This is a genomic window from Parerythrobacter lutipelagi (assembly GCF_005434975.1).
GTDB classification, from domain to species: Bacteria; Pseudomonadota; Alphaproteobacteria; order Sphingomonadales; family Sphingomonadaceae; genus Parerythrobacter_A; species Parerythrobacter_A lutipelagi.
Window position 1 is genome coordinate 550,267 of sequence record NZ_SKCJ01000001.1, and the last position, 26,226, is coordinate 576,492.

Annotated in this window: 25 protein-coding genes; 22 read left to right on the forward strand and 3 right to left on the reverse strand. The window is 62.8% G+C overall.

The window, feature by feature from the left end; translation table 11 throughout:
* Positions 1-5: 5 nt before the first annotated feature.
* The 13 genes from ccoO (at position 6) to E0502_RS02785 (ending at position 12,426) form a co-directional block, all read left to right on the forward strand.
* Positions 6-785 carry a cytochrome-c oxidase, cbb3-type subunit II gene (gene ccoO, locus E0502_RS02720; protein WP_137676431.1) on the forward strand — a complete coding sequence of 260 codons (780 nt, stop codon included), beginning with the start codon at positions 6-8 and terminating at the stop codon, positions 783-785.
* Entirely contained in the window at positions 782-946 is a 165-nt protein-coding gene (locus E0502_RS02725) for a cbb3-type cytochrome c oxidase subunit 3 (RefSeq protein ID WP_137676432.1), read from the forward strand. Before ccoO ends, E0502_RS02725 begins: the two co-directional genes overlap by 4 nt.
* A complete protein-coding gene (gene ccoP, locus E0502_RS02730) occupies positions 936-1,862 on the forward strand; it encodes a cytochrome-c oxidase, cbb3-type subunit III (protein WP_137676433.1) in 927 nt (308 codons plus the stop codon). Before E0502_RS02725 ends, ccoP begins: the two co-directional genes overlap by 11 nt.
* A complete protein-coding gene (gene ccoG / locus E0502_RS02735) occupies positions 1,849-3,306 on the forward strand; it encodes a cytochrome c oxidase accessory protein CcoG (RefSeq protein ID WP_137676434.1) in 1,458 nt (485 codons plus the stop codon). Before ccoP ends, ccoG begins: the two co-directional genes overlap by 14 nt.
* Positions 3,303-3,749: a FixH family protein gene (locus E0502_RS02740; protein WP_137676435.1), complete on the forward strand. Its 447-nt coding sequence runs from the start codon at positions 3,303-3,305 to the stop codon at positions 3,747-3,749. The genes ccoG and E0502_RS02740 overlap by 4 nt, the downstream gene beginning before the upstream one ends.
* The gene (locus E0502_RS02745) at positions 3,746-5,872 is read left to right on the forward strand and encodes a heavy metal translocating P-type ATPase (RefSeq protein WP_137676436.1); all 2,127 of its coding nucleotides are present in this window, start codon (positions 3,746-3,748) and stop codon (positions 5,870-5,872) included. Before E0502_RS02740 ends, E0502_RS02745 begins: the two co-directional genes overlap by 4 nt.
* On the forward strand, positions 5,869-6,024 hold the full coding sequence (gene ccoS, locus E0502_RS02750) for a cbb3-type cytochrome oxidase assembly protein CcoS (RefSeq protein WP_137676437.1): 156 nt from the start codon (positions 5,869-5,871) through the stop codon (positions 6,022-6,024). The genes E0502_RS02745 and ccoS overlap by 4 nt, the downstream gene beginning before the upstream one ends.
* Positions 6,025-6,261: 237 nt before the next feature.
* Positions 6,262-7,575 carry an oxygen-independent coproporphyrinogen III oxidase gene (gene hemN, locus E0502_RS02760; protein WP_137676439.1) on the forward strand — a complete coding sequence of 438 codons (1,314 nt, stop codon included), beginning with the start codon at positions 6,262-6,264 and terminating at the stop codon, positions 7,573-7,575.
* Positions 7,576-7,631: 56 nt separating this feature from the next.
* Positions 7,632-8,912, forward strand: coding sequence for a serine--tRNA ligase (serS, locus tag E0502_RS02765; RefSeq protein ID WP_137676440.1), 1,281 nt, complete (start codon positions 7,632-7,634; stop codon positions 8,910-8,912).
* Positions 8,913-8,932: 20 nt separating this feature from the next.
* Entirely contained in the window at positions 8,933-9,769 is an 837-nt protein-coding gene (locus E0502_RS02770) for a TIGR00266 family protein (protein WP_137676441.1), read from the forward strand.
* An 11-nt stretch (positions 9,770-9,780) separates the two neighbouring features.
* Entirely contained in the window at positions 9,781-10,548 is a 768-nt protein-coding gene (gene surE, locus E0502_RS02775) for a 5'/3'-nucleotidase SurE (RefSeq protein ID WP_137676442.1), read from the forward strand.
* Positions 10,549-10,552: 4 nt separating this feature from the next.
* Positions 10,553-11,320 carry a M23 family metallopeptidase gene (locus E0502_RS02780; protein ID WP_161593690.1) on the forward strand — a complete coding sequence of 256 codons (768 nt, stop codon included), beginning with the start codon at positions 10,553-10,555 and terminating at the stop codon, positions 11,318-11,320.
* A gap of 5 nt (positions 11,321-11,325) precedes the next feature.
* Positions 11,326-12,426, forward strand: coding sequence for a potassium channel family protein (locus E0502_RS02785; protein ID WP_137676444.1), 1,101 nt, complete (start codon positions 11,326-11,328; stop codon positions 12,424-12,426).
* 22 nt (positions 12,427-12,448) lie between these two features.
* Here E0502_RS02785 and E0502_RS02790 read toward each other — a convergent pair whose 3' ends face one another.
* Positions 12,449-12,871: a DUF1761 domain-containing protein gene (locus tag E0502_RS02790; protein ID WP_240048831.1), complete on the reverse strand. Its 423-nt coding sequence runs from the start codon at positions 12,869-12,871 to the stop codon at positions 12,449-12,451.
* A 59-nt stretch (positions 12,872-12,930) separates the two neighbouring features.
* Between E0502_RS02790 and rimO the strand changes: the two genes are divergently transcribed.
* The 9 genes from rimO to E0502_RS02835 all read left to right on the forward strand — a co-directional run bounded on the left by rimO (position 12,931) and on the right by E0502_RS02835 (position 24,308).
* Positions 12,931-14,301: a 30S ribosomal protein S12 methylthiotransferase RimO gene (gene rimO / locus E0502_RS02795; protein ID WP_137676445.1), complete on the forward strand. Its 1,371-nt coding sequence runs from the start codon at positions 12,931-12,933 to the stop codon at positions 14,299-14,301.
* Positions 14,302-14,515: 214 nt separating this feature from the next.
* A complete protein-coding gene (locus tag E0502_RS02800) occupies positions 14,516-14,932 on the forward strand; it encodes a secondary thiamine-phosphate synthase enzyme YjbQ (RefSeq protein ID WP_137676446.1) in 417 nt (138 codons plus the stop codon).
* Between the two features lie 34 nt (positions 14,933-14,966).
* Positions 14,967-15,779: a transglutaminase-like domain-containing protein gene (locus tag E0502_RS02805; protein ID WP_137676447.1), complete on the forward strand. Its 813-nt coding sequence runs from the start codon at positions 14,967-14,969 to the stop codon at positions 15,777-15,779.
* Positions 15,780-15,867: 88 nt separating this feature from the next.
* Positions 15,868-17,307 (forward strand): glucose-6-phosphate dehydrogenase, encoded by a 1,440-nt coding sequence (zwf, locus tag E0502_RS02810; RefSeq protein ID WP_137676448.1) that lies wholly within the window; start codon positions 15,868-15,870, stop codon positions 17,305-17,307.
* Entirely contained in the window at positions 17,300-19,114 is a 1,815-nt protein-coding gene (gene edd, locus E0502_RS02815) for a phosphogluconate dehydratase (RefSeq protein WP_137676449.1), read from the forward strand. Before zwf ends, edd begins: the two co-directional genes overlap by 8 nt.
* A complete protein-coding gene (locus E0502_RS02820; RefSeq protein WP_137676450.1) occupies positions 19,114-20,112 on the forward strand; it encodes a glucokinase in 999 nt (332 codons plus the stop codon). Before edd ends, E0502_RS02820 begins: the two co-directional genes overlap by 1 nt.
* On the forward strand, positions 20,109-20,723 hold the full coding sequence (gene eda, locus E0502_RS02825; protein WP_137676451.1) for a bifunctional 4-hydroxy-2-oxoglutarate aldolase/2-dehydro-3-deoxy-phosphogluconate aldolase: 615 nt from the start codon (positions 20,109-20,111) through the stop codon (positions 20,721-20,723). Before E0502_RS02820 ends, eda begins: the two co-directional genes overlap by 4 nt.
* Positions 20,720-23,488 carry a phosphoenolpyruvate carboxylase gene (locus E0502_RS02830; protein ID WP_137676452.1) on the forward strand — a complete coding sequence of 923 codons (2,769 nt, stop codon included), beginning with the start codon at positions 20,720-20,722 and terminating at the stop codon, positions 23,486-23,488. The genes eda and E0502_RS02830 overlap by 4 nt, the downstream gene beginning before the upstream one ends.
* Positions 23,489-23,588: 100 nt before the next feature.
* Positions 23,589-24,308: a L,D-transpeptidase family protein gene (locus tag E0502_RS02835; RefSeq protein WP_137676453.1), complete on the forward strand. Its 720-nt coding sequence runs from the start codon at positions 23,589-23,591 to the stop codon at positions 24,306-24,308.
* 11 nt (positions 24,309-24,319) lie between these two features.
* Here E0502_RS02835 and tilS read toward each other — a convergent pair whose 3' ends face one another.
* Both tilS and E0502_RS02845 read right to left on the reverse strand, forming a co-directional pair.
* Complete coding sequence (gene tilS / locus E0502_RS02840; protein ID WP_338047316.1) at positions 24,320-25,339, reverse strand: tRNA lysidine(34) synthetase TilS; 1,020 nt, start codon at positions 25,337-25,339, stop codon at positions 24,320-24,322.
* Complete coding sequence (locus E0502_RS02845) at positions 25,314-26,225, reverse strand: tetratricopeptide repeat protein (RefSeq protein WP_137676455.1); 912 nt, start codon at positions 26,223-26,225, stop codon at positions 25,314-25,316. Before E0502_RS02845 ends, tilS begins: the two co-directional genes overlap by 26 nt.
* Position 26,226: the final 1 nt, after the last annotated feature.

Sequence of the window (26,226 nt, forward strand, 5' to 3'; positions counted from 1 at the left end):
CGACAATGACCGAACACGTCGACACGACAAACGCCGCCGAGGACAAGCCAAAGGGTCACAAGCGGCTCGAACGCAATGTGACCTTGCTGGCGGTCGCCACCCTCGTCACTGTGGCCATCGGCGGCATCGTGGAAATTGCGCCGCTGTTCTGGATCGACAACACGATCGAGAAGGTTGACGGGATGCGTCCCTACACGCCGCTCGAACAGGCGGGGCGGGACATCTACATCCGCGAAGGCTGCTATTCGTGTCACAGCCAGATGATCCGTCCGTTCCGCGACGAGGTCGAGCGCTATGGCCACTACAGCCTGGCTGCGGAGTCAATGTACGACCACCCGTTCCAATGGGGTTCGAAACGCACGGGACCGGACCTTGCACGGGTCGGCGGCCGCTATTCGGACGCATGGCATGTCCAGCACCTGAAGGACCCGCAAAGCGTGGTGCCGCAAAGCATCATGCCGTCATACAGGTTCCTCGCGGAGACCGACCTCAAGGTGCCGGACCCGGCCGAAACCATGCGCACGCTCCGCACAGTGGGCGTGCCCTACTCCGATACGCAGGTTAAGCAGGCTGAAAGCGATCTCGCGCTGCAAGCGGAAGCCTTCGGCAACGCGAAGGATCTCCAGTCGCGCTATCCCAAAGCTCAGGTGCGCGATTTCGACGGTGACCCCGGACGGCTGACCGAGATGGATGCGCTGGTCGCCTATCTGCAGATGCTCGGCACTCTGGTGGATGTGAACAGCGCAGCGGCGCAGGAAGAACTGGCCGAGGAGAAAGGCCGGTGAGCGTGTACGAAACTCTGCGCCACTTCGCGGACAGCTGGTTCCTGCTGGTGATGTTCCTGCTTTTCCTGACGTTTTGCCTGTGGCCGTTCCGGCCCGGCGCGAAGGATCACAACCAGGCAGCTGCCAATTCGATTTTCGAAGGACAAGACGATGGCGAATGAACGCCCGGACAGCAAGCGCGTCGACCAGGCCACAGGCACCGAGTTTGTCGGCCATGAATGGGACGGCATCGAGGAGCTCGATACGCCGATGCCGCGCTGGTGGGTGCTGACCTTCTACGCGACCATCATCTGGGCGATCGTCTATGTGGTTCTCTACCCGGCATGGCCGATGATCGAGAAAGGCACCGAGGGTGTGCTTGGCTGGACCAGCCGCGGCCAGCTGGCGCAGGAAATGAGCGTCGCCGATCAGGCGCAGACGACTTTCCGCGAACAGCTCGCGCGCGTTCCGATCGAGCGGCTGCCGGATGACAGCGTGCTGATGCAGCGCGCAGTCGCCGGTGGCGCGGCCGCTTTCAAGGTCAATTGCGTCCAGTGTCACGGCTCCGGTGCGGCAGGCAGCCAGACGCTCGGTTATCCCAACCTCAGCGATGACGACTGGCTCTGGGGCGGCGACCTGCGGGCAATCGAGTACACGCTGGTACACGGCATTCGCGAGCAAGGAACCGAAGGCACACGGACCGGTGCCATGCCGGCGTTCGAAGGCCTGCTGGACGCTGCTCAGCTTGGCGCGGTGACGGATCACGTCCTCTCGCTGAGCGGCAAGGCCAAGGCCAATCCGGCAGGGGCGGAAGTTTACGCGGCTCAATGCGCTGTCTGCCACGGCGCGAACGGCGAAGGCGACCGCGCGCAGGGTTCCCCCAACCTGTCGGACGCAATCTGGCTGTATGGCTCCAGCCGGGAACAGGTCATGCAGCAAATCCTCAACCCCCGCATGGGCATGATGCCGAGTTGGCAGAAGCGGCTCGACCCGGTGACGATCAAGATGCTCGCGGCCTATGTCCACTCGCTGGGCGGCGGCGAGGATTTCATCGAGGTCGCGCAGGACCCGGAAACGCAGGTCGATGAACAGCCCTGATATCGCAGGCAGTCCGGGCCCGGCCAAGCTATACGAGGCAAATCAGACGGTTCACAACAAGCGGATCGACGGCCCGTTTCGCCGCTTCAAATGGGCGGTCATGGTGGCCACTCTGGCAGTCTATTACATCACGCCATGGATCAGGTGGGACCGCGGCCCCTATGCGCCCGACCAGGCGGTGTTGATCGACGTTGCCAATCGGCGGTTCTACATGTTCGGGATCGAGATCTGGCCGCATGAATTCTATTTCGTCGCCGGGCTGCTCATCATGGCTGCAATCGGGCTCTTTCTGGTAACCACCGCAGTCGGGCGCGCGTGGTGCGGCTATGCCTGCCCGCAAACGGTGTGGACCGATCTGTTTCAGCATGTCGACCGCTTTGTCGATGGTGATCGCAACGCGCGAACACGGCTCGACGCTGCGCCGTGGACCTGGGGCAAGGTGGCAAGGCGCGGTGCAAAATGGACCATCTACCTCTTCATCGCTTTCTGGACCGGCGGGGCATGGATCATGTATTTCGCCGACGCGCCCACGCTCACAGTCGACTTCTGGACCGGACAGGCTGCGCCGGTCGCTTATATCACCGTTGCGATCCTGACGCTCACGACCTTCGTGCTTGGCGGCTTCATGCGCGAACAGGTGTGCGTCTACATGTGCCCCTGGCCCCGCATACAATCAGCCATGATGGACGAAAAATCGCTGCTGGTGACCTACAAGGACTGGCGCGGCGAACCGCGCGGCAGTCTGAAGAAAGCCCGGAAGACCCCCGGCGAGTTCGGCGATTGCATCGACTGTATGCAATGTGTGCAGGTTTGCCCCACGGGGATCGATATCCGCGAGGGTCCGCAAATCGGTTGCATTACCTGCGCCCTGTGTATCGACGCCTGCGACAAGGTCATGGCCGACATTGGCCGCCCGCGCGGGCTGATCGATTACGCCACGCTGGAAGACTGCAAAGCCGAAGCTGCCGGCGAGCCGCCCCGCCCGGTCTGGAAAACACTGCTGCGCCCGCGCACGATCGCCTATTCGCTGATCTGGGGCGGCATCGGTCTCGCCCTGCTGTTCGCGCTCGGCAACCGGACTCATGCCGATATTTCCGTGTCGCAGGACCGCAATCCGCCCTTCATGCTGATGAGCGACGGATCGATCCGCAATTCCTACACGCTCAAACTGCGCAATATGCAAAGCAATCCGCGCGCAATGGAAATCGCCCTCGATGGCCCGTCAGGCGCGGTCATGTGGACCGATACGATCGGATCGGATGATGCCGCTCGCGCACAAGTGGTTGAAGTGGCCGCCGATCAGACGCTGACGGTTCGTGCCTACGTCCGAGCGCCGGCCGACACCAACAGCCGCGAGATCACCTTCCACATCACGACACTGGATGAAGAGCGCGAGACAGACAGCGGTACTATCCGCTTCGCCACGCCCGGAGACACAGAATGACCCGCGAATTCACTGGACGGCATATGGCGATCATCCTGATTGTGGGCTTCGGCATCGTTTTCGCGGTCAACATTGCCATGGCGACAGTGGCGACGCGCGGCTTTGGCGGCGTGACGGTCGAGAATTCCTACGTGGCGAGCCAGAAATTCAACGGTTGGCTCGAACAGGCCGAGAGCGACCGCGCGCTGGGCTGGCGGGCGCGGAGCCAGCGGCGGGGAGACGGCAAACTGGCCGTGTTCACACAAGAGGTTCCAGCGGGGGCGCAGGTGACCGCCGAACTGCGCCGCCCGCTGGGCAGCAGGGAAAGGCTTGGTCTGGCCTTCGAACCAACCGCAGGTGGGGCCTACCAATCGACCGAAGCAATCCCTGCAGGCCGCTGGATTATCCGCTTTCGCATCGAGTCAGGCGATGAAAGCTGGTTCGGCGAAGAGCGGATCGAATGAATGTCCCGGTAGACCTGCCGACCGACCACCAGGTTCTGGTCGACACGCGCTTCACTGTGCCGGGCATGCGCTGTGCGGGCTGTATCGCCAAAATCGAGCGCGGCCTAGGCGAACTGGACGGAGTCGAGTCTGCGCGCGTCAACTTTTCTGCCAAGCGGGTGGCGGTTCGCCATGATCCCAGGACCGAAAAATCGGCGCTGATCGAAGCGCTCAACCAGCTCGGTTTCGAAGCGCAGGAAGTCAGCGCCAATCCCCTAGCAAGCGATGACCGCGAAAGCCGTCAATTGCTGCGCGCGCTGGCGGTCGCAGGCTTCGGCATGATGAATATCATGCTGCTTTCGGTCAGCGTCTGGTCCGGTGCTGGCGGCGTGACCCGCGAGCTGTTTCACTGGCTGTCCGCGCTGATCGCGCTGCCTGTGGTAGCTTATTCCGGGCGGCCCTTCTTCGCGTCCGCCGCGATGGCGCTGCGATATCGGCGGACGAACATGGATGTTCCGATCTCCATTGGCGTTCTGCTGGCGACTGCGCTTAGCCTCTATGAAACGCTGACCGGCGGCGAGCATGCCTATTTCGATGGCGCAGTGATGCTGCTGTTTTTCCTGTTGGCCGGACGCACACTCGACGCGGCGATGCGCGGCAAGACCCGAGCGGGTATCGGCGCGCTGCTCGGGCGGATGGGGCGCAGTGGCAGCGTGATCCAGCCCGACGGATCAACCCGCAGGATCGATGCCGAGCAACTCGAACCGGGTATGCTGATGCTCGTCGCTGCGGGAGAAGCGCTCGCGGCTGACGGTGTGATCGAGCAGGGCAGCGGCGCGATCGACAATTCGATGCTGACCGGCGAAAGCGCGCCCGAAGCCGTTTCGGTTGGGGCAGTCATCCATGCCGGGTCGATCAATCTGCTTGAGCCGCTGAAGGTTCGCATCTCTGCTGTCGCGCAGGACACTGCAATCGCTGAAATCGCGCGCCTGATGGACGAGGCGGGCCAGTCGCGTAGCCGCTATGTCCGCATCGCCGATCGCGCATCACGCCTCTACGCACCCGCCGTACACACGCTCGCCGCGCTGGCTTTTGCCGGATGGATGATTGCCGGCGCCGGGTGGTACCAGTCGCTGGTCATAGCGATAGCCGTGCTGATCATCACCTGCCCCTGCGCCATCGGCCTTGCAGTACCGGCAGCACAGGTGGTGGCGAGCAACGCGCTGATCCGGCGCGGACTGCTGGTGAAAGACGGAACGGCACTCGAGCGGCTGGCCGAAGTCGATATCGCTCTGTTCGACAAGACCGGCACACTGACTCTGGGGGAGCCGCGTGCGGATATCTCCGACTTGGACGAAGCGGAGAAATCGATCGCGCTGGCTCTCGCGCAAACCAGCCGTCATCCGCTCAGCCTCGGTATCGCACGATCGCTTGCAGGCAAGATTGCTCCCGCAGCAATCGAACAGGTCCGGGAAGAAAGCGGACAGGGCGTTGCGGCGGAGTGCGGAGGTACTGCGGTCGCGCTGGTCCGGCCTGGCAGCGCCACGCAGGCAATGGCGGTCGATCTTTTGGTCGGCAGCAAGCGGAAACGGATAATTTTCAACGACCTCTTGCGCAGCGATGCTGCCGAGACGCTGGCAGCGCTTGGCGCCATGGGGATCGACGGCTCGATCATCTCTGGTGACCGGTCCGGTGCGGTCGCTTCGATCGCGGCGCAGCTCGGCATCGCTGGCATGGGTGCGATGGACCCGGCGGCGAAGCTCGAGTTTCTCAGCCGTCTCACCAAGACCGGCCATCGACCACTGATGGTGGGCGACGGGCTGAATGACGGCCCGGCCCTTGCTGCCGCTCATGCCTCGATCGCGCCCGGAACTGCGAGTGACGCCAGTCAGCAGGCAGCCGATGCCGTTTTTGTCGGCGAGAAACTGATGCCGGTTGCACTGGCCGTCCACACAGCGCGGCAGACGATGCAAATTGTGCGGCAAAACTTTGCTTTCGCCATTGGCTACAACATCCTCGCTGTTCCGCTCGCGCTGGCCGGGCTGGTCACACCGCTGATCGCAGCCATAGCCATGTCACTCAGTTCGCTTGTGGTCGTCGCCAATTCGCTTCGCCTGGCAAGATCCGGGAGGGCTGTAGGATGAGCGTGCTTGCAATCCTGATCCCGGTCGCTTTGCTGATGGGCGGCGTCGGGCTTGCGCTGTTCTTCTGGGCGATGCGCAGCGGCCAGTTCGAGGACCTCGACGGAGCCGCCCAGCGCATCCTGATCGACGAGCTGGAAGAGGAAGAGGACTGATGCGTCTGCCGCTGGCCCTGCTTGCCCTTGTGTCATTGATGGCGGGCCCTCCGCCCGCTGGCGGCGCAGAGATTGTCGCCAAACAATGCGGCGGGCCTGAGATAAGTATCCCGCTCAAGCGTTCACCGCGTCATCTGCCGGAGCCGTGCCACGAAAATGCCTGTCATGCCGGCAATTGCCGCAAGACAATTGATCTGCGTCAAAGAAAGGCTACTCGCCCGCGGCCATAGGGCCTGCATGTGGACCTATCACCCCGACCTGCTCGCGAAGCCGGTCCCGCGCTATACCAGCTACCCGACTGCAGCGGACTTCGGCCCGCTGGCGGCTGACGCCTATCGCAGCGCCCTGCACAACGCAGAAGGCGATGTCTCGCTGTACCTGCATATCCCGTTCTGCGAAAAAATATGTTTCTACTGCGGCTGCAACACCGGACGCGCCAACCGGCGCCACCGGCTCGAGAGTTATGTTAGCGCTCTCTTGCAGGAAATTGCGACAGTCGGCGCGTTGCTGCCCGGCGATGCCCGGGTTCGGCGTATCTCGTTCGGCGGGGGCAGTCCCAATGCCATAGCCCCCGATGAATTCCGCACGCTGGTCGAAGCGCTCCATCAGCGGTTCAATCTTGCCGATCCCGAATGGTCGATCGAGCTTGATCCTCGCAGCATGACTGGCGAATGGGCCGATGTCCTTGCGGAAACCGGCGTGCAGCGCGCGAGCCTTGGTGTGCAGACATTCTCTGCTGCGTGCCAGCAGGCAATCGGCCGCGTCCAGCCGGAAGAGCTGATCGTCAGAGCCGTCGAGAGGCTGCGCGCGGCGGGGGTCCAATCGCTCAATTTCGATCTGATGTACGGCCTGCCCGGTCAATCGCAGGACGATCTGCTCGACAGCCTGGACCGCACCTGCGCGCTGGCCGCAGACAGGATTGCGCTGTTCGGCTATGCCCATGTGCCGCACATCGTACCGCGCCAGCGGGCAATCGATGCCAGCAATTTGCCCGGTGCCCGCGCGCGCTTCGAGATGGCACAGCTCGGTTACTCCTATCTCGGCAGCCATGGCTTCACGCCGGTCGGATTCGACCATTTCGCACGGACCGTCAGTGATCCCCTGGCGAAGGCCGTGCGCGAGGGCAGACTGCACCGCAACTTTCAGGGCTTTACCGACGATCCTTCGCCCAACCTCATCGGCCTGGGAAGTTCCGCCATCAGCAGCTTCCCGGACCTGATCGCGCAAAACGAGAAGAACAGCGGACGGTATCGCATGAAATCAAGCCAGGGGCTGCTGGCCAGCGAACGGGGGATCGTGCGTAGCGTTGATGACCGCTATCGCGGCGCAGTGATCACGCGCCTGCTGTGTGACGGACGGGCGCGGATCGGTGCCTGTCTGATGCGAAAGGCATGGTCCGGGCTGCAGTCGTTCATCGCGCGCGAACTTGCCACTTACGAGGACGGTTGGCTGTCGATCACGCCCGATGGCCTGCCCTACGCACGTTCGATTGCCGCTCTGTTCGACAGTTACCGCCAGGAGTCGGCGCGGCAGTTCAGCTCTGCGATCTGATTGCGCTGCCAGCATGCGCTTGAAGCGGCTCCGATAAAGCGGCATAGCGCCCGCCCATGCACGATATCCGCTCTATCCGAGACAATCCCGAAGCCTTCGACACCGCGCTGGCAAGGCGCGGGGTCGAGGCGTCGTCCACCGCCATCCTTGCGCTCGATGCGAAGCGCCGCGAAGTGACGACTGAACTGCAGGTCGTACAAAGCCGCCGCAACGATGTGTCCAAGGCGATTGGCCAGGCGATGGGCCAGGGCGACAAGGACAAGGCCGAAGCTCTCAAGGCCGAAGTGGCGGACTTGAAGCAGAAGATGCCGGAGCTGGAAGAGCAGGACCGGCAGCTGAGCGCTGAGCTCGAAGCCGTGCTGGCCGCGATTCCCAATTTGCCCGCCGAAGACGTGCCTGAAGGCGCTGACGAAGACGATAATGTCGAAGTCAGCCGTTGGGGCGACCCGCGCGCGTTTGATTTCGAGGCGAAAGAACACGCCGATATCGGCCCCGCATTGGGCATGGATTTCGAAACCGGCGCCTCTATCTCCGGCGCGCGATTTACCTTCCTTCGTGGCGGCATGGCCCGCCTTCATCGTGCGCTTGGCCAGTTCATGCTCGACCGGCAAACAGGCGACAACGGCTATCGCGAATGCGCGCCGCCATTGCTGGTCCGCAGTGAGAGTCTGTACGGCACCGGCCAGCTACCCAAGTTTGCCGAAGATAATTTCCGCACCACCGACGACCGTTGGCTGATCCCCACCGCCGAAGTCAGCCTGACCAATGCGGTGCGCGAGCAGATTCTCGACGAAAGCGACTTCCCGCTCCGGATGACTGCCCTCACCCCCTGCTTCCGCTCCGAAGCGGGTGCGGCGGGCAAGGATACGCGCGGCTTCATCCGCCAGCACCAGTTCGAAAAGGTCGAGCTGGTCAGCATCTGCCGCCCCGAAGAAGCGCAGGCCGAGCATGACCATATGGTCGCAAGCGCCGTAGGTGTGCTCGAAGCTCTTGAGCTGCCTTATCGCAAGATGCTGCTGTGCACCGGTGACATGGGCTTTGGCGCGCGCAAGACTTTCGATGTCGAAGTCTGGTTGCCCGGACAGGGTGCCTATCGCGAGATCAGCTCGATCAGCTGGTGCGGCGATTTCCAGGCCCGCCGGATGGATGCGCGCTACAAGCCCGAGGGCGAGAAGAAGACCGCCTTTGTCCACACACTCAACGGATCCGGCCTCGCGGTCGGGCGCACGCTTGTCGCGGTGCTGGAGAATTACCAGCAGGCCGACGGCAGCGTTACAATTCCGCAAGTTCTTCAACCGTATATGGGCGGCATCGAGCGGCTGGAGCCTCTCGCCTGATCAACCAAGGAGAATCCCCGATGAGCAATAGCCCCTGGAGCCACAGCCGCAGCGGCAGCGTGTCCGATGATATCGATTTTGCCATCCGCGGAGAGGACCTGCAGTTCGTCGAAATCGAACTCGATCCGGGTGAAAGCGCAGTGGCAGAAGCCGGTGCCATGGTATGGAAAGACGCCAGCATCGATATGCAGACCGTCTTCGGTGACGGCAGCGCCAGCCAGGATGGCGGCTTCATGGGCAAGCTTGTCGGTGCGGGCAAGCGGCTGGTGACCGGCGAAAGCCTGTTCACCACGGTCTTCACCCATCAGGGCCAGGGCAAGGCGCGGGTCGCTTTCGCTTCCCCTACTCCCGGCACGATCTTGCCGATCAAGCTGGACAGTGTCGGCGGCACATTGATCTGCCAGAAAGACAGCTTCCTCGCCGCTGCTCGCGGGGTGGCGATCGGGATCGAGTTTCAGCAGAAGATGATGACCGGCCTGTTCGGCGGCGAAGGCTTCATCATGCAAAAACTGACCGGTGATGGCTGGGTCTTCGTCCAGATGGGCGGCACGTTGATCGAGCGCGAGCTCGGCCCGGGCGAAGAACTGCATGTCGATACCGGCTGCGTCGCGGCCTACACTTCCGGGGTCGACATGGATGTCACTCGCGTGGGCGGGGTCAAGACCATGCTGGTGGGCGGCGAAGGCGTGTTCTTCGCCCGGCTGCGCGGCCCCGGCAAGGTGTGGATACAATCGCTACCATTCAGCCGCCTTGCCGGACGAATGCTCGCAGCAGCGGGCCCGCTCGGCAGCAAGAACAATGCCGGCGAAGGCAGCGTGCTCGGCTCGCTCGGTGATATCGTGATGGGCAACAACTGATCGGAAATTCGATGCGCATTCTCCTCACCAATGACGACGGGATCAATGCGCCCGGATTTGCCGTGCTGGAGGAGATTGCTCGCGAATTGAGCGAGGACGTCTGGATCTGCGCCCCGGCTGAAGAGCAATCGGGCGCGGGCCATTCCCTGACGCTCAACCAGCCCGTGCGGCTGCGCAAGCTGGGGGAGCGACGTTTCTCCGTAACCGGCACCCCGACCGACAGCGTCATGCTGGCGCTGCGTACGGTGCTCAAGGAACTCAAGCCCGATCTGATTCTGTCCGGGGTCAATCGCGGGGCGAACCTCGGTGATGATATCACCTATTCGGGCACCGTTTCGGCGGCAATGGAAGGTGCGCTTGCGGGCATCCGCTCGATTGCGCTCAGTCAGGTGCTCGACCGCGAAGGTGATCGCGATGTATTCGAAGCAGCGCGCCAGTGGGGCGCGAAGGTGCTGCGTCCGTTGCTCACACTCGACTTCGCAGACCGGATGCTGGTGAACGTCAATTTCCCGCCGCGCGCCGCCGCCGATATCAAAGGCATCCGCGTGGTCCGGCAGGGTTTTCATGACTATTCGCGCGGCAGCGTGGTCGAAGGGCGGGACCCGCGCGGGCTGACCTATTACTGGTTCGGACTGCATGCGATCGAACACACCAATGACCACGACACCGATCTGGAGGCCATTGCCGACGGGTATATCTCTGTAACACCGCTGCGCCCCGAATTGACGCATGACTCCTCACTCGCCACACTGCGTGAAAGCTTCGCCGCCGAGGAATAACCGCATGAAACATTTCGCTTTGCTCGCATTCTTGCCGCTCCTTCTCGCAGCCGGCGATCCGGCGACCGAAGCGCACCATGTGGTGGCCGAGGGTGAGACCCTGAGCGGGATCGCCAGTCGCGCAGGCGTGCCGATGGGCGTGATTGCTGCAGCCAACGGACTGGTCGAACCCTACAACGTCCGCGTCGGCCAAACCCTCGCAATCCCCCGGCAGCGTGTGCATGTCGTCAAGGACGGTGACACCGGTCTCGCCATTTCGCGCCGCTACGGAGTTCCGTTTGAGAATATCGCCATCGCCAACGGGATGGATGAACCATACACCGTCAAAACTGGACAGCGGCTGATCATCCCTGCGGTTATCGCAGTGTCTGAAACGCCGGTCGAAACGCGCACAGAACCCTATTTCCGCTGGCCACATGATGGCGCGGTCCTGCTCGGTTTCCAGCGGCGCGATGACAAGGGCCACGAAGGGATCGACCTCGCAGCCAAAACCGGTGACATGGTGCGCGCCTCGTCCTCGGGTACGGTGGTCTATGCCCAGCAGGATTCCGGACGTTTCGGCCGGCTGATCGTGCTTGACCATGGCAACGGATGGCGCACCCGTTATGGCCATTTATCGCGCATCACAGTCAAGTTGGGCGATGTGGTGAAGACCGGCGAGCGCTTGGGCTTGGCGGGCAGCGGCGGCGTCGCAACCCGGCCCGAGGTGCATTTCGACATCCTCAAAGACAACGTGCCGGTTGACCCGGCCAAGAAGCTGCCGCAACGCTGACCGCGATGGAAAAGCAGAACGACCGGATTGTAGCACCCGGCAGCGGACGCCGCGTGCGCGGGTCTCGGTTCCAACCACTGCGCCGCGCGGTCAAGGTCCCGGTGTGGGGCGATCTGGGCATCCGGGTTGGTCTCGCACTGTTTTTGATCGGCATGGTGATATTGATACACTGGTGGGACCGGGAAGGACTGGTCGACAATCTGGACGGTGAAGTCAGTTTTCTCGACGTGGTCTATTTTACCATGATCTCCATCACCACGACCGGCTTCGGCGATATTGCCCCGGTTACGGATCGGGCGCGGCTGGTGGAAGCAGTGATTGTTACGCCGGTACGCTTCGCAGTGCTCTTCATATTCGTGGGCACGGCCTACAATTTTCTTATTAAACACAGCTGGGAGAAATGGCGCATGGCCCGCATTCAGGAACAGCTTACCGACCATATCGTCGTGCTTGGCTATGGCGTCTCGGGATCCGAGAGTGTGAATGAATTGATCGAGCGCGGTGCCGATCCGAGCGAAATTGTGGTGGTCGACCCGAGCGCGGATCGTCTCGCTGACGCCGAAAATATGGGCTGCAACGTCATGGCGGCCGATGCCACGCGTGACGAAACCCTCAAGGCCGTGCGGATCAGGCAGGCAGCCAATGTGCTCGTGTCCGCCGGGCGTGATGATACATCGATATTGATCGTGCTCACGGTGCGCCAGATAGCCCCCGACGTCCCGATAAGCGTGGTCGTGCGGGCGGCCGACAATGAATCGCTCGCGCGTCAGGCCGGGGCCAACAATGTCATCAATCCGGTCCGCTTTACCGGCCTGCTTCTGGCCGGAAGCGCCAAGGGCGAGCATATCGCTGACTATCTCGCGGATCTCGCATCGGTGACCGGGCGGGTCCAGCTGGTCGAGCGTGAAGTGACCGCCGAGGAATGCGGTCTTGCCATATCGGAGCTGCGTTCAGGCGGACGCGGCTTGCGCGTCTACCGCAGCGGCAAGGTGCTCGGCTTCTGGGAAGACGATTGCCAAAGCCTGCTGCCGGGCGATATCGTCGTCGAAATCGTCCCGACACAGAATGGCACTCAACGCGGTGACGGCCATAACGGCCACGATTGACGCAGAAACCGTAGTCCTGCCTTTATGGCATATAGGCGTGAACCAGCCCCATCGCAGTGTAGAACAGCAGCCAATATGCCGCGTCGATGAAGAACAGCGCCTTGCCCTTCTGGCTGAAAAGGTAGTTCGTGCCGATGGCCGGAACGATGAAGCCCAGTGCCACGCCGAACGCGGTCAGGACCTTGGCACCCACCCCTAATTCGTAGCCATAGCTGGCGAAAGTGTGTGCCAGCGTCCAGCTGGCAAGCAGGGAAAAGGCGAATGCGCCGCCGTAAATCAGCGCCATATTGCCCTGCTTGACCTGTTCTTCGGTCAGGCCGACCGCACCCATCCATTGCTTGCCCATCACCGGGCCGTACCAGATGCCGCCAACCACGAACCCTGCAAGCGCAGCCAGCACAATGGCCAGCCAGTTAACATCGAACATCACTGTTCCCCTCTTCATGCGGACCCGCAGCAAGGGATAGCGTATTGCGCGCAGCGCGTGTAGAGGCGCGCGCAACTATGAGCATTACCAAAACTCTTCCCGATCAGAAGAAGGTCGGCATGGTCAGTCTCGGCTGCCCCAAGGCGCTGGTCGATTCCGAGCGCATTCTCACCCGTTTGCGCGCAGACGGCTACGCCATGTCACCCGATTATGCGGGCGCCGACGTCGTGTTGGTCAACACCTGCGGCTTTCTCGATTCCGCAAAAGAAGAGAGCCTGCAGGCGATTGGCGAAGCAATAGCCGAGAACGGCCGCGTGATCGTGACGGGCTGCATGGGGGAGGAAGCCGACGCGATCCGCGCGGCGCATCCGCAAGTGCTCGCAGTCACCGGTGCCCACCAGTATGAGCAGGTGGTCGAAGCGGTTCACGAGCACGCACCGCCGAGCCAGGGGCCGTTTGTCGACCTGATCCCGCAACCGGACATCAAGCTGACACCGCGCCACTACAGCTATCTGAAGATTTCCGAAGGCTGCAATCACTCCTGCGCTTTCTGCATCATCCCGGACCTGCGCGGCAAGCTCGCGAGCCGGCGGATCGATGCGGTCCTGCGCGAAGCGGAAAAGCTCGTCGCAGCAGGCACCAGGGAACTGTTGGTGATTAGCCAGGACACGTCCGCTTACGGCGTCGATACGCGGCATGAGACGAAGCCTTGGAAAGGGCGCGAAGTGCGTGCCCATATGACCGACCTCGCGCGCGAGCTGGGCCAGCTCGATATTGGTGGCGGCACGCCCCCTTGGGTCCGCCTCCACTATGTCTATCCCTACCCGCATGTCGATGCGGTCATCCCGCTGATGGCCGAAGGTCTGCTGACGCCCTATCTCGACATTCCGTTCCAGCATGCGAGCCCGAAAGTGCTCAAGTCGATGAAGCGCCCGGCGAACGAGGCAAAAGTGCTCGAACGGCTCAGGGGCTGGCGTGAAATCTGCCCCGAGATCGCCGTTCGCTCCAGCTTCGTCGTTGGCTTCCCGGGCGAGACCGAAGACGACTTCAAATATCTGCTCGACTGGCTGGAAGAGGCGCAGCTTGACCGCGTCGGCGCATTCCGCTTCGAGCCGGTCGAAGGCGCGCAGGCCAACGCTCTGCCCGACCCCGTGCCCGAAGAAGTGAAAGAAGATCGCTACGCCCGGGTGATGGAAGTCACCGAGCGGATCAGCGCCGCCAAACTCGCGGCAAAAGTCGGCAAGACCATTCCTGTCATCATCGACGAAGTCGGCGAACCCGACGAGGACGGCGATATCGGCGCCACTGCCCGCAGTCAGGCCGATGCCCCCGAGATCGACGGCGCGGTCTACCTCCGCAATGTCGCCGCGGCGCTGCAACAGGGCGATATCATCCAGGTCGAGATCGAGGATTCGGACGCACACGACCTGTTCGGTGTGCCCGCTTAATTTGTTGGATTAAGGTGACAGGTGTCACCCTGTTGGATTTCGTAACACTCTGTTTTCGAGCGTTTTTGCAAAGTCCAACAGGGCGACACTTCCTATCGAAAAACCCGATTGAAGCTTCGATCGTCAAAGAATGCGGCGCAATGATAGCGCGGCCGGTCCGTGTAGGAAAATCCTTCCTTGCGAGCTTGTGCAACGCCTCTAGAATTGCGCCGAGATGCCCCACCATACTTCCACCCTTGCTGTCCCGACATCCGGCCCCGGAATGCATGAGATTACGCGCGATATCGCTGCGTGGGTCGCCTCAACTGGGATTCGCGCCGGTCTGCTGACCGCGCTGTGCCGTCATACGTCCGCCTCGCTCGTAATTACGGAGAACGCATCAGCAGCGGTTCGGCGCGATATGTTGCGCTGGCTTGACCGGCTGGCGCCGCAGGGTGCGCAGTACGAACATGACGACGAAGGGCCCGACGAAATGCCCGCACATCTCAAATCGGCGCTGACCGGCGTTTCGCTATGCGTCCCGATCGATCTTGGCGAGATGATGCTGGGCACCTGGCAAGGGGTCTTCCTGATCGAACATCGCGCGGCACCCCACAGAAGGGAGATCGCGCTGCATCTCGCAGGCGAATGATGCAACCAATGCTTGTGCCCCGCGTTGAGCCCGCATGACCACTTCCATTTCCGCCAGCTTTGCTTTCCGCACCGAAGAACCAACCGATGTCCTGCTCCAATTCGAAGCAGCGGCAATTCCGGAGCAGCGCTTGCTGGCGGCGAACACCAGCATGTCCAGCTCTGAATATTGTGCGCGGGTGGCAGCGGGCGATGACATCGGCGAGCGCATCTGGCTGCGCGTCGATGGCCGGTTCGAAGTCGAATACACCAGCGAGGTTGAACTCGACCGGTTGCTCAGCCCGATCAGCGCTCTGCACCGCGTGCCGCCGCACACGCTCCCCGCCGAAGCGGTGAAATATCTGTTCGATTCGCGCTATTGCCAGGCCGACCGCATGCAGAGCTTCGTCCATGACGAGTTTGGTCAAGCAGAAGGCGGTGCGCGGATCATGGCAATGCACAACTGGATTGCGTCGAATTTCACCTACACGCCGGGCGCGTCGAACTCCTCCACCACGGCGGTCGACAGCTTCATCGAGCGGCGCGGCATCTGCCGCGACTACGCCCATGTCATGATCGCCTTTGCCCGCGCAAGCGGGATACCGGCGCGCTTCGTCAGCTGCTTTGCGCCGCAGGTCACCCCGCCCGATTTCCACGCTGTCGCGGAAGTTTTTCTGTCCGACCCCACGATGGCCGACGGTTCATCGATCAGCGGCGGCGCATGGTACCTGATCGACGCAACCAACATGGCCAACGCAGAGGATATCGTAAAAATCGGTGTCGGACGCGACGCCGCCGACGTGAGCTTCATGACCAGCTTCGGAGCAGCCGAATTCCTTGAGAAGACCGTCGAAGTGAAAACCGGCTAGGATCAGGCAAGAATACGATTGCGGTGCATGGCGCGCCCTGTCTGGTCCTGCTACGCGTTGCCTTGCGAGACATGGGAGATCTACGCGCATGAGTTTTACCGCCGACCGCCTCTTGTTGTTCGGTGCCACGGGCGATCTGTCGCAGCGGATGCTGCTGCCGAGCTTGTGTGCACTGCACGCCGACGAGCTGATCGATCCCGGCCTGAAGATCATCGGCACCGCGCGCAGTGACCTTGACGATGCGGGCTTCCGCCAGTTCGCCCGCGAAGCGCTGGAGAAATACCTGCCGGCCAATCGCCGCGGCGGCATGGCCAGTTTCCTCAACCGGCTGAGCTACCAGCCGCTCGATGCGACAACGCTGGAGGGTTACGAGGAACTCGCCCGAAAGGTCGGCCCGACCGACAAGGGGCTGGCAATCTTCCTGTCGACTGCGCCGAGCCTGTTCGAACCGACGATCAAGGGTCTGCAACACGCCGGGCTGGACGGCGAGACCGTGCGGATGTGCCTCGAAAAGCCGCTGGGGATCGATCTTGCATCGAGCTGTGAGATCAACGACGCGGTCGCCGGCGCCTATCCCGAAGACCGCATCTTCCGTATCGATCACTACCTCGGCAAGGAAACGGTCCAGAACCTGCTCGCGCTGCGGTTCGCCAACATCATGTTCGAACCGCTGTGGAATGCAGCGCATATCGACCATGTCCAGATCACTGTCGGCGAAACGGTCGGGCTGGAAAGCCGGGTCGCCTATTACGATGACAGCGGCGCGCTGCGCGACATGGTCCAGAACCACATGCTTCAGCTGCTCGCGCTGGTCGCGATGGAGCCTCCCGGTCAGTTCGACGCAACTGCCGTGCGCGACGAGAAGGTCAAGGTGCTACGCAGCCTGCGCAAGGTCGAGACTGGTGAGACGGTGACCGGCCAATACCGTGCCGGAGCGATTGGCGGCCAGGCCGTGCCGGGGTATGATGAAGAACTGGGCCAGGAAAGCGACACGGAAACCTTCGTCGCGATCAAGGCGCATGTCGACAATTGGCGCTGGAAGGGTGTGCCCTTCTATCTGCGGACCGGCAAGCGGCTGCCCCGGCGGGTGACGGAGATCATCGTCCATTTCCGCTGTGTGCCGCATTCGATCTTCGCGGGTAAAGGCGCCACGATGCAGCCTAACAAGCTGGTGATCGGCATTCAGCCGGAAGAGAACATCACGCTCTCGCTGATGTCGAAAGTGCCGGGGTTGGACCGTGAGGGCATCCGCTTGCGGCAAGTGCCGCTCAATATCGCCCTGCCCGATGCCTTTTCCGGCACGGTGCGAAGGATCGCTTACGAGCGGCTGCTGCTCGATCTGATCGAAGGCGATCAGACCCTGTTCGTCCGCCGCGACGAAGTGGAGGCCCAGTGGGAATGGATCGATGCGATCCGGATGCTGTGGGCAGACGATGATCTGAAACCCAAAACCTACACGGCGGGGAGCTGGGGGCCGAGCGCAGCCATCGCGCTGGCCGAACGCGACGGGGTAAGCTGGCATGAGTGATACGCTGCACGACACGATCCACCGCGTGACGCAGCGGGTGATCGAGAAATCGAGCGACAGCCGCACGGCCTATCTCGATCTGATCGCGCGCGAGGCGGACAATCAGCCCGACCGCGCGCAGGTATCCTGTTCCAATCTCGCCCATGCCTATGCCGGTGCGCTGGAAGATCAGACTGCGCTCAAAGCCAATCGCGGCCCGAATATCGGCATCGTCAGCGCCTATAACGACATGCTTTCCGCCCATCAGCCTTACGGCCGGTACCCTGAGCGTTTGAAGATCTACGCCCGTGAAGTCGGCGCCACCGCGCAGGTCGCAGGGGCGACCCCGGCAATGTGCGACGGGGTCACGCAGGGCGAGACGGGCATGGAGCTTTCGCTCTTCAGCCGCGATGTCATCGCGCTTTCGACCGGCGTCGCGCTGAGCCATGCGATGTATGACAGCGCGTTGATGCTGGGCATTTGCGACAAGATCGTGCCCGGCCTGGTGATCGGGGCTTTGCGGTTCGGACATCTGCCCGCGATTTTCGTGCCGAGCGGTCCGATGCCAAGCGGCATTTCGAACAAGCAGAAACAGGCCACGCGACAGCTCTATGCCGAAGGCAAGGCGACCCGCGCGCAGTTGCTCGAAAGCGAGCTCGGAAGCTATCATTCGCCGGGCACCTGCACTTTCTATGGCACTGCCAATTCCAACCAGATGATGATGGAGATGATGGGTCTGCACATACCGGGCAGCGCCTTCATCCAGCCGGGTACAAAGCTGCGGCAGGCGCTCGACCGCGAGGCTGTGCACCGCGTTGCGGCCATCGGGCGCAGCGGTAACGACTATCGCCCGCTCGGCCATTGCGTCGACGAAAAAGCCATTATCAACGCCGCTATCGGCCTGCTCGCCACCGGCGGGTCGACCAACCACGCGATCCACATTCCGGCGATGGCCCGCGCGGCAGGTGTCCAGTTCGACTGGACCGACCTGGCCGAACTTTCCGGCGCGGTGCCGCTGGTCGCCAATGTCTATCCCAACGGCGCCGGCGACGTGAACCATTTCCACGATGCGGGCGGCATGGGCTATGTAATCGGTACGCTGCTGAGCGAGGGTCTGTGCCACCGCGACGTGCTAACCGTGGGGGCCGGCGATCTGTCCGCCTATGCGCGGGAGCCGGGCCTCGACGGAGACACGCTGACCTGGCGCGAAGTCGGCAAGAGCGGCGACGATACGATGCTCAAACCTGCCAGCGATCCGTTCCAGCCCGATGGCGGAATGCGGCTGGTACAGGGCAATCTGGGCCGCGCCTGCTTCAAATCCTCTGCTGTCGCGCGTGATCGCTACACTGTCGAAGCGCCCTGCCGGGTGTTTGAAACGCAGCACGCGGTGGCTGAAGCTTTCTCGGCTGGCGAGCTGGACCGCGACGTGGTGGTCGTCGTCCGGTTTCAGGGGCCCCGCGCCAACGGTATGCCGGAATTGCACAAGCTGACCCCGCCGCTCGGCGTGCTGCAGGACCGCGGATATAAAGTCGCGCTGGTGACCGACGGGCGCATGTCGGGCGCAAGCGGCAAAGTGCCCGCGGCGATTCATTGCACGCCCGAAGCGCTGGGCGGCGGCCCTTTGTCGAAACTGCGCGATGGCGATGTGGTGAAAATCTGCGCCACGACAGGGGAGCTTTCCACCACCGCCGACCTCGACAGCCGCGATCCCGCGCCCGACAGTCTTGATCAGCAGGGCATGGGCCGCGAGCTGTTCGCCATGTTCCGCATGCATGCCGATGGCGCTGAAAAGGGCGGCTCTGCGATGCTCGCAACAGGGGGAATGTGATGGATGTCGTTGCGGTAGATATCGGGGGCACTCATGCCCGGTTCGTCATCGCCAGCATGGGCAGCGATGGCAGCATCAGCATGGACGAGCCGGAAACGCTCCACACGGACGATCACGCCAGTTTTCAGACTGCGTGGGAGGATTATCGCCAGCGCAAGGGCGGGACGCTGCCGGCCAATGTCAGCATGGCGATTGCCGGGCCTGTCGGTAGCCCGAATGATCCAAACAGAGTCATCCGCTTCACCAACAACCCGTGGATCATCCGCCCGGCACTGGTGCAGGAAAAGCTCGGGGTCGAGCGCTGCACCATTGTCAACGATTTCGAAGCGGTGGCCCACGCGGTAGCGCGTGCGCCGCAGGACCAGTTTGTCCACCTGACCGGCCCGGACAAGCCGCTGGCCCCGACCGGACGCCTGAGCGTGCTCGGCCCCGGCACCGGGCTTGGGGTGGCGCATCTCTACCGCGAGCCGGACGGCACTTACCGCGTCTCGGCCACTGAAGGCGGGCACATCGATTTTGCTCCGCTCGATCAGATCGACGATGCAATCCTTGCGCGGCTGCGCAAGCGGCACACCCGCGTGTCGGTCGAGCGCGTCGTCGCCGGACCGGCGATTTCCGATATCTACGCAGCGCTGGCGGCAATGGAAGGCAAGGCTGTAGCGGACGAAGACGACATCGCGATCTGGACCCGCGGGCAGGACGGCAGTGACAGCCTCGCCGCTGCAGCGGTCGACCGTTTCTGCATGTCGCTCGGCAGTGTTGCGGGCGATATCGCGCTGGCCCAAGGGGGCTTCGGCGGGGTCGTGATCGCCGGCGGGCTCGGCTATCGCATCCGTGAGACCCTGCTCAAATCGGGCTTTGCCGAGCGGTTCAAGGCCAAGGGCCGGTTCCAGGAGCTGATGTCTTCGATCCCGGTCAAACTGATTATCCATCCGCAGCCGGGCCTGTTTGGCGCCGCAGCCGCGTTTACCTCTGAACACGGGAATTCATCGACATGAGCGACATCGACACCATCATGCGCACCGCGCCGGTCATTCCCGTCATTGTCATAGACAAGGTGGAACATGCCGTGCCGCTCGCCGAAGCGCTGGTTGCAGGCGGATTGCGCGTGCTCGAAGTCACGCTGCGAACTCCGGCCGCGCTGGCTGCGATCACTGCGATGAAGCAAGTCCCGGGCGCAATTGTCGGCGCGGGGACAGTCACCAATCAGGAAGAGCTGGAAGATGCGATTTCCGCTGGCAGCGAGTTCATCGTCTCGCCCGGGTTGACGGACACGCTCGGGCGCGCAGCGATCCGCCATGGCATCCCGTTCCTGCCAGGAATTGCCACAGCAGGCGACATCATGCGCGGGCTCGACCTCGGGCTTACCCGGTTCAAGTTCTTCCCTGCCATGGCCGCCGGCGGCTTGCCCGCGCTGAAGGCGCTGGCCGCACCGTTCGGTCAATGCCGCTTCTGCCCGACCGGCGGGATCACCACGGAGAACGCCGCCGAATGGCTTGCCTTCGAGCCGGTGCTGTGTGTCGGCGGAAGCTGGGTCGCCCCCAAGGGTGCGCCGGACAAGGCTGCGGTTGAAACCATGGCGCGCGACGCGATGGCCCTGCGCGCATGACCAGTTTTGCGAAGCTATCCGAACGCCTGCAGGAGCTGCACCAGCTTACCAAGCAAACCCCGCTGTTCAATCCAGTCTTTCAGCTGTCGCTCGACCTTTCGCGCCAGTTGGAAAGCGGCGAACTCACGCTTGATCAGGTCGAGAGCCTCGTACGCGAGCTGGAATGTCATTCGCTGACCAGCAGGGCCTACCGCCTTCGCCGCAATCTTTCGCCAGTCGGCCCGGAGGCGAATGACAGCGAAGTGGCCGCGCTGTGCGACACAGGTGATTTCGCATCGTTCAAGGACCAGTGGGAACGCCCGAGCCTGCATGCTGTGTTCACCGCGCATCCGACCTTCCTGCTCACTCCGGACCAGAGCGAAGCCGTCGCCGAGGCCGCTGGAAACGGACAGGAAGCGCGCTGTGTTACCGGAGCCGACCGTCCCGCAGTCACGCTCGGCTACGAGCATGATCGTGCGATGCTTGCCATCGCCCATGCACAGGACGCGCGCGACCGGATCGTCGCGACGGCACTGCATGAAGCGGCACAGAACTGGCCCGACCAATGGACCGGCGTCGCGCCCATCCCCTTCCGCTTTGCCAGTTGGGTGGGTTACGACATGGATGGAAGAACCGACATCAAGTGGTTCGATTCCATCGGTTTTCGCCTGAAGGAAAAAGCGCAAAGGCTGGCTCGCTATTGCGTCAGGCTCGAAGCGCTGGACGCGGCGCATCCCCTGCTCGGCGAGCTGGCGGCCGCGCGCGATTATGCGCAGCACCGGGCGGATGATTTCGCCGCCGACCTGACCGATCCGGCGGCATTGTCAGTCGCCGCGAACCGCCTGACTGCAAACGATCCGCGCAAACTGCTCAGCCTCGCCCCGACGATCGACAAGCTCGAAGCCGAAGCGGCAACGTGCGGTTCCGACCGCGCGGTTGCGCTCAAGACGCTGGCAGCAGCTATGCGCGCCGACGGGCTCGGCATGGGCTGGATCCACTTCCGGGTGAATTCGAGCCAGCTGCACAACGCGATCCGCCGCCGGATCGACCCGGACAACACACTTGACCTGTCGAGCAAGGGCGCGGTTGCCACTCTGCGTGATCTGCTGGCCAGAGTGAAACCGCTGCGCACCAATTTCGCTGCCTTGGCGACTGAGAGCAGCACCGCGATCCGCCAGTTCATCGCGATGGCGCAGATCCTGCACCATATCGATGCCGATGCGCCGATCCGCATGCTTATCGCCGAATGCGAACAGCCCTCCACGATCCTCGCATCGCTCTATTTCGCCAAGCTGTTCGGGATTGAGGACAAGGTCGACGTTTCTCCGCTGTTCGAGACGGAAAGCGCGCTGGAACACGGCGGCCGTTTCCTCGACTCGCTGATGGCGGAAGAAAGCTATCGTCAATATGCCCGTCAGCGCGGCCGCGTGTGCATCCAGACAGGCTTTTCCGATGCCGGCCGCTTCGTCGGGCAGATCCCGGCCAGCCTGGCGATCGAGCGGTTGCAGGGCCGCATGGCGCAGGCGATGGCCAAGAACGAGCTGACCGATGTCGCGGCGCTGATCTTCAACACCCATGGCGAGAGCATGGGGCGCGGCGCGCATCCGGGCGGTTTCGAGGACCGGCTGGCATGGCCGCTCAGCCCGTGGGCGCGGCGGCGGTTTGCCCGTGCAGGGATAAGGCTTGAGCCCGAAGTCAGTTTCCAGGGCGGCGATGGCTATCTGCATTTCGCGACGCCCGAACTGGCCCAGGCGACACTGACGCGGATTGCGGTACTCGACCCGTCCTCCACCGATACCGATGCGCCAACGGACCCGTTTTATCGCCGCACGGACATCAGCCTGGATTTCTACCGCGCGGTTCGCAAGCACCAGCGCGAACATCTGGAAAGCGCCACTTACAGCCGGGCGCTGACCGCCTTTGGCCTTGGCCTGCTCAATTCGACCGGCAGCCGCGTCTCGCGCCGCCAGAGCGACCTGTCCGCCGATCGCGATATGAACCTGCGGCAGATTCGCGCGATTCCGCACAACGCGATCCTGCAACAGCTCGGCTATCCGGTGAATATCATCTCCGGCGTCGGCACTGCGGCTGACGGAAATTACGAGGATCTTGCGCAGCTGATTTCAGAAAGCGAGCGCGGCAAACAGCTGATCCGGCTGGTGCGCGCGTCCAACGCGCTGGCCAGCATCAAGACAGTGGCTGCCTATGGCGAGCTGTTCAACAGCGCCTATTGGGCCAGCCGCCCTTACCGCGGGACGGAAACTCAGCTGTCCGACGCCTGCGAAGTGCTCGCGGAATATCTCACCAAGGATGATCGCACCGGCACCTTCCGCCGTCTGGCATCGCGCCTGCGGGTCGATGCGCTCAAACTGCATCGGCTGCTCGATCTGATTCCCGACGAGAGCCCGCTCGAGGACCGCGAGAACGTTCGCCGTCAGATCGGCGTGCTGCAAGCTCTGCGTCTGGCGATGCTGCAATACATGTTCATCCGCGCTGTCAGCGTGCCGGCCTTCAGCCGCGCAAACGACATCAGCCGGGACGATGTGCTGGAGATGGTGTTCACCTTGCGGATCGACGATGCGCTGGCACAACTGCGCCGCGCCTATCCCACCAGTTTTCCGCGGCCAGGCGATTTTGCGGTCGACGAACCGAGCGATTATCCGGACGGCGACGGCGAAGGCTATGCGGCAATTCACCGCGATTACATCGATCCGCTTGAGCGGGCTCATGGCCTGTCGCTGCGCATCGGCACGGCAATTGCCAATGAATTCGGCGCGCATGGCTGAGCCGCGGCTGCGTTAACCTTTGGCCCTCCGCTGTTTCGCATCGGGACGGAGCACTTCTGGCGACTAGCGCAAATCGCCCGATTGCCGCATATTCGCGAGCATGAACCCGATACTTACATGGATTGGCGGCGCCACAGCCGCCCTCGTGCTGGTCTTCAGCGGTGCTTCGCTTGCCGGAGCCATGATGGACGATCCCTCGACCACTCAGGCAGCTGAGTCGGACGACATGACGATCGAGGATGCGATTCCGATCGATGCGGATGCGGTTGCGACCGGTGGTGGCGACGATATCGAGTTTGTTGAGGGTGAAGTGGTGCAGGACGTGCCCGAGAAACCCGAAGCTGATGCCAAGCAAGCACCCTTCGTGGTCAAGCGGATCCTCGATATCGACGGGCCGATCAAATATGGCCAGTGGTATTGGGATGACAAGAACGTGCCCGATGGGCCGATCGTCATGACCGTCGACCTCGACGCCCGCGTGATCTCGGTTTTCAAGGGCGGCTATGAAATTGGCGCCGCAGCCGCGCTGCTCGGCACAGACAAGCACCCGACCCCGACCGGCACTTTCCCGATCCTGTTCAAGCAGCGGCACAATGTTTCGGAGAAATACGACAATGCGCCAATGCCTTGGTCGATGTTCCTGACGAGCGACGGAGTCGCGATCCACGGCGGCAGCACAATTGAAAACGGCTATGCCAGCCACGGCTGCATCGCGATCCCGGATGAACTCGCCAGCCGCATTTTTGCCATCGCCAAGAAGGGCGACAAGGTCATCATCACACGCGGCGAGAAGCTCGAAATGGGCGGTCAGATTATTTGATCTGATACAGCCTAGTTGAGTTTGCGCGGAGGCTCGGGCTGGAAGTGCCACCAGACTTTCGGCACTGAATTCTCGGCGAAACTGCCTTCGCCGGACCAGGTCGCAAGGACACCGGCTAGCGAGGCGTTTTCCAGCCTCTCCAGCCGATCGACCAGCCGGGCAATTTCCGATCGCGAAGGGCTGGCGGCCATTTCGGCAAAAATCTGCCGTACCACTTCGATCCTGACATAACGGGTCTGGTCGACCGCGAAGCGGTAACCGGCGCCGTCCTGTTCGACCCGTTCGAAATAAGTATCCGACACCAGCCGGGACAAAGCGGCATCGGCCTCGCCCAGCAATTCCGCGCTGCGTGCGAGGGCCACCGGATCGATCCAGTCGGCTTGCGCCAGCGCCTGCCGTATCCTGACCCGATCGAACGATCTATCCGTGTTGCTCGGGTCGGTCACAGGCTCGAAACCGGCCGCACGAACGACCTCTTCCAGCTCGGCCTTGCGCCAATTCAAGAGAGGCCGGACCAGCCGCCCCGACGCACCCGGGATCCGGTTGACCGGACGGACGGACACGAGGCCCGGTAGGCCGCTGCCTCGATTGAGCCGCATCAGCAGGGTTTCTGCCTGATCGTCAGCGTGATGCGCAGTCGCGATCATGTCGAGCCCGCGCGCATCCTTCCAGTTTGCGAGCGCCTCATATCTCGCAATGCGGGCCTGCGCCTGAACATTGCCCCGCGGTACCTTAACCGGCAGGATTCGATGCGGCACGCCGATCTTGCGGCATACGCCGGCAACGAACTGCGCTTCTTCCGAGCTTTCCGGGCGCAATCCATGGTCCACCGTCGCCGCCTCGACCAGACCCGGGCATGCGGCATGCGCCAGCAACAGAAGGCCAAGACTGTCAGCCCCGCCCGAGACGGCGACGCCGAAGGAAAAATAGTCCGATGAGGCTTCGCTGTAGACTCGTTCGAGATCAGCCCGGAAGCGTTCTACCTGTGCAGGATCAAGCGCCGTATCAATCGCAGTCCACCTTGCGCAAATTGGCCTGGAACTGGTCCGACAGGCGGCCAGAGGCGATGGCCGGATACGTCTCGCCGAATTCGGCCAATGCGATACAGGCGCGGCGCTCATCCTTCAGCGCGATCATGCTTTCCGCCAGATACAGCAGGCTGTCAGGCGCGCGGTTGGCGTTCTTATCCGCTTGATAGTTCTTCAGGAACCAGGTCGCCGCATCATTCGGCTTGCCATCGTCGAGATAGGCACGGCCGAGCAGGTTGCGGCCATAAGTGGCGCGAGAATGGTCGGGATACTGCTCCACGAACATCGTCAGCTGCTGCTGAGCTTCAGGATAAAAGCCTGCATCCCACAGGCGGAAGCCATAGCTGTATTCGTCATCGCCCGCATCCTCGGTCTGCGGCTTGGCGATGGCCGAAACCGCGGCCAGACGAGCCGGCGTCGGGGCCGCAACTTCAGGCGTTACCTGCGCCGCCGCAGCAGATACGGCAGCCTCGTTTGTCGAGCTTGCAGGACTTGCTGACGGCGAAACCGGCTGGGCCGCAGACGTTGCAGTGCCCATCGCATCAAGCCGCGCGGTCAGCCCCGAGATCGCGTTGGTGTTCTCCTCGGTCTGTGCGGTCAGACTTGCGATCTGCGCTTCCAGCGCGTCCAGGCGGATGAGGATATCGGTAACTGCGGTCGTCGAAGAGGATGCCGCGCGCGGGGTGCCGGCAGGGGCGGTGATCTCTGGCTCGAAATACCGGCCATCTCCGCCCGGGAAGACCTGGCGCTGCAGGGCGCGAACCTCGGCCTCGACCTTGCGCAAACGGGCCTCTGCCCCGCTGTCTTGCGCTATGACCGGCGCACTTGCGCCCGCAACGGCTGCGAAAGCGAGTCCTGCGGCGAATACGCGGCTTGCTCGGCTGATCATT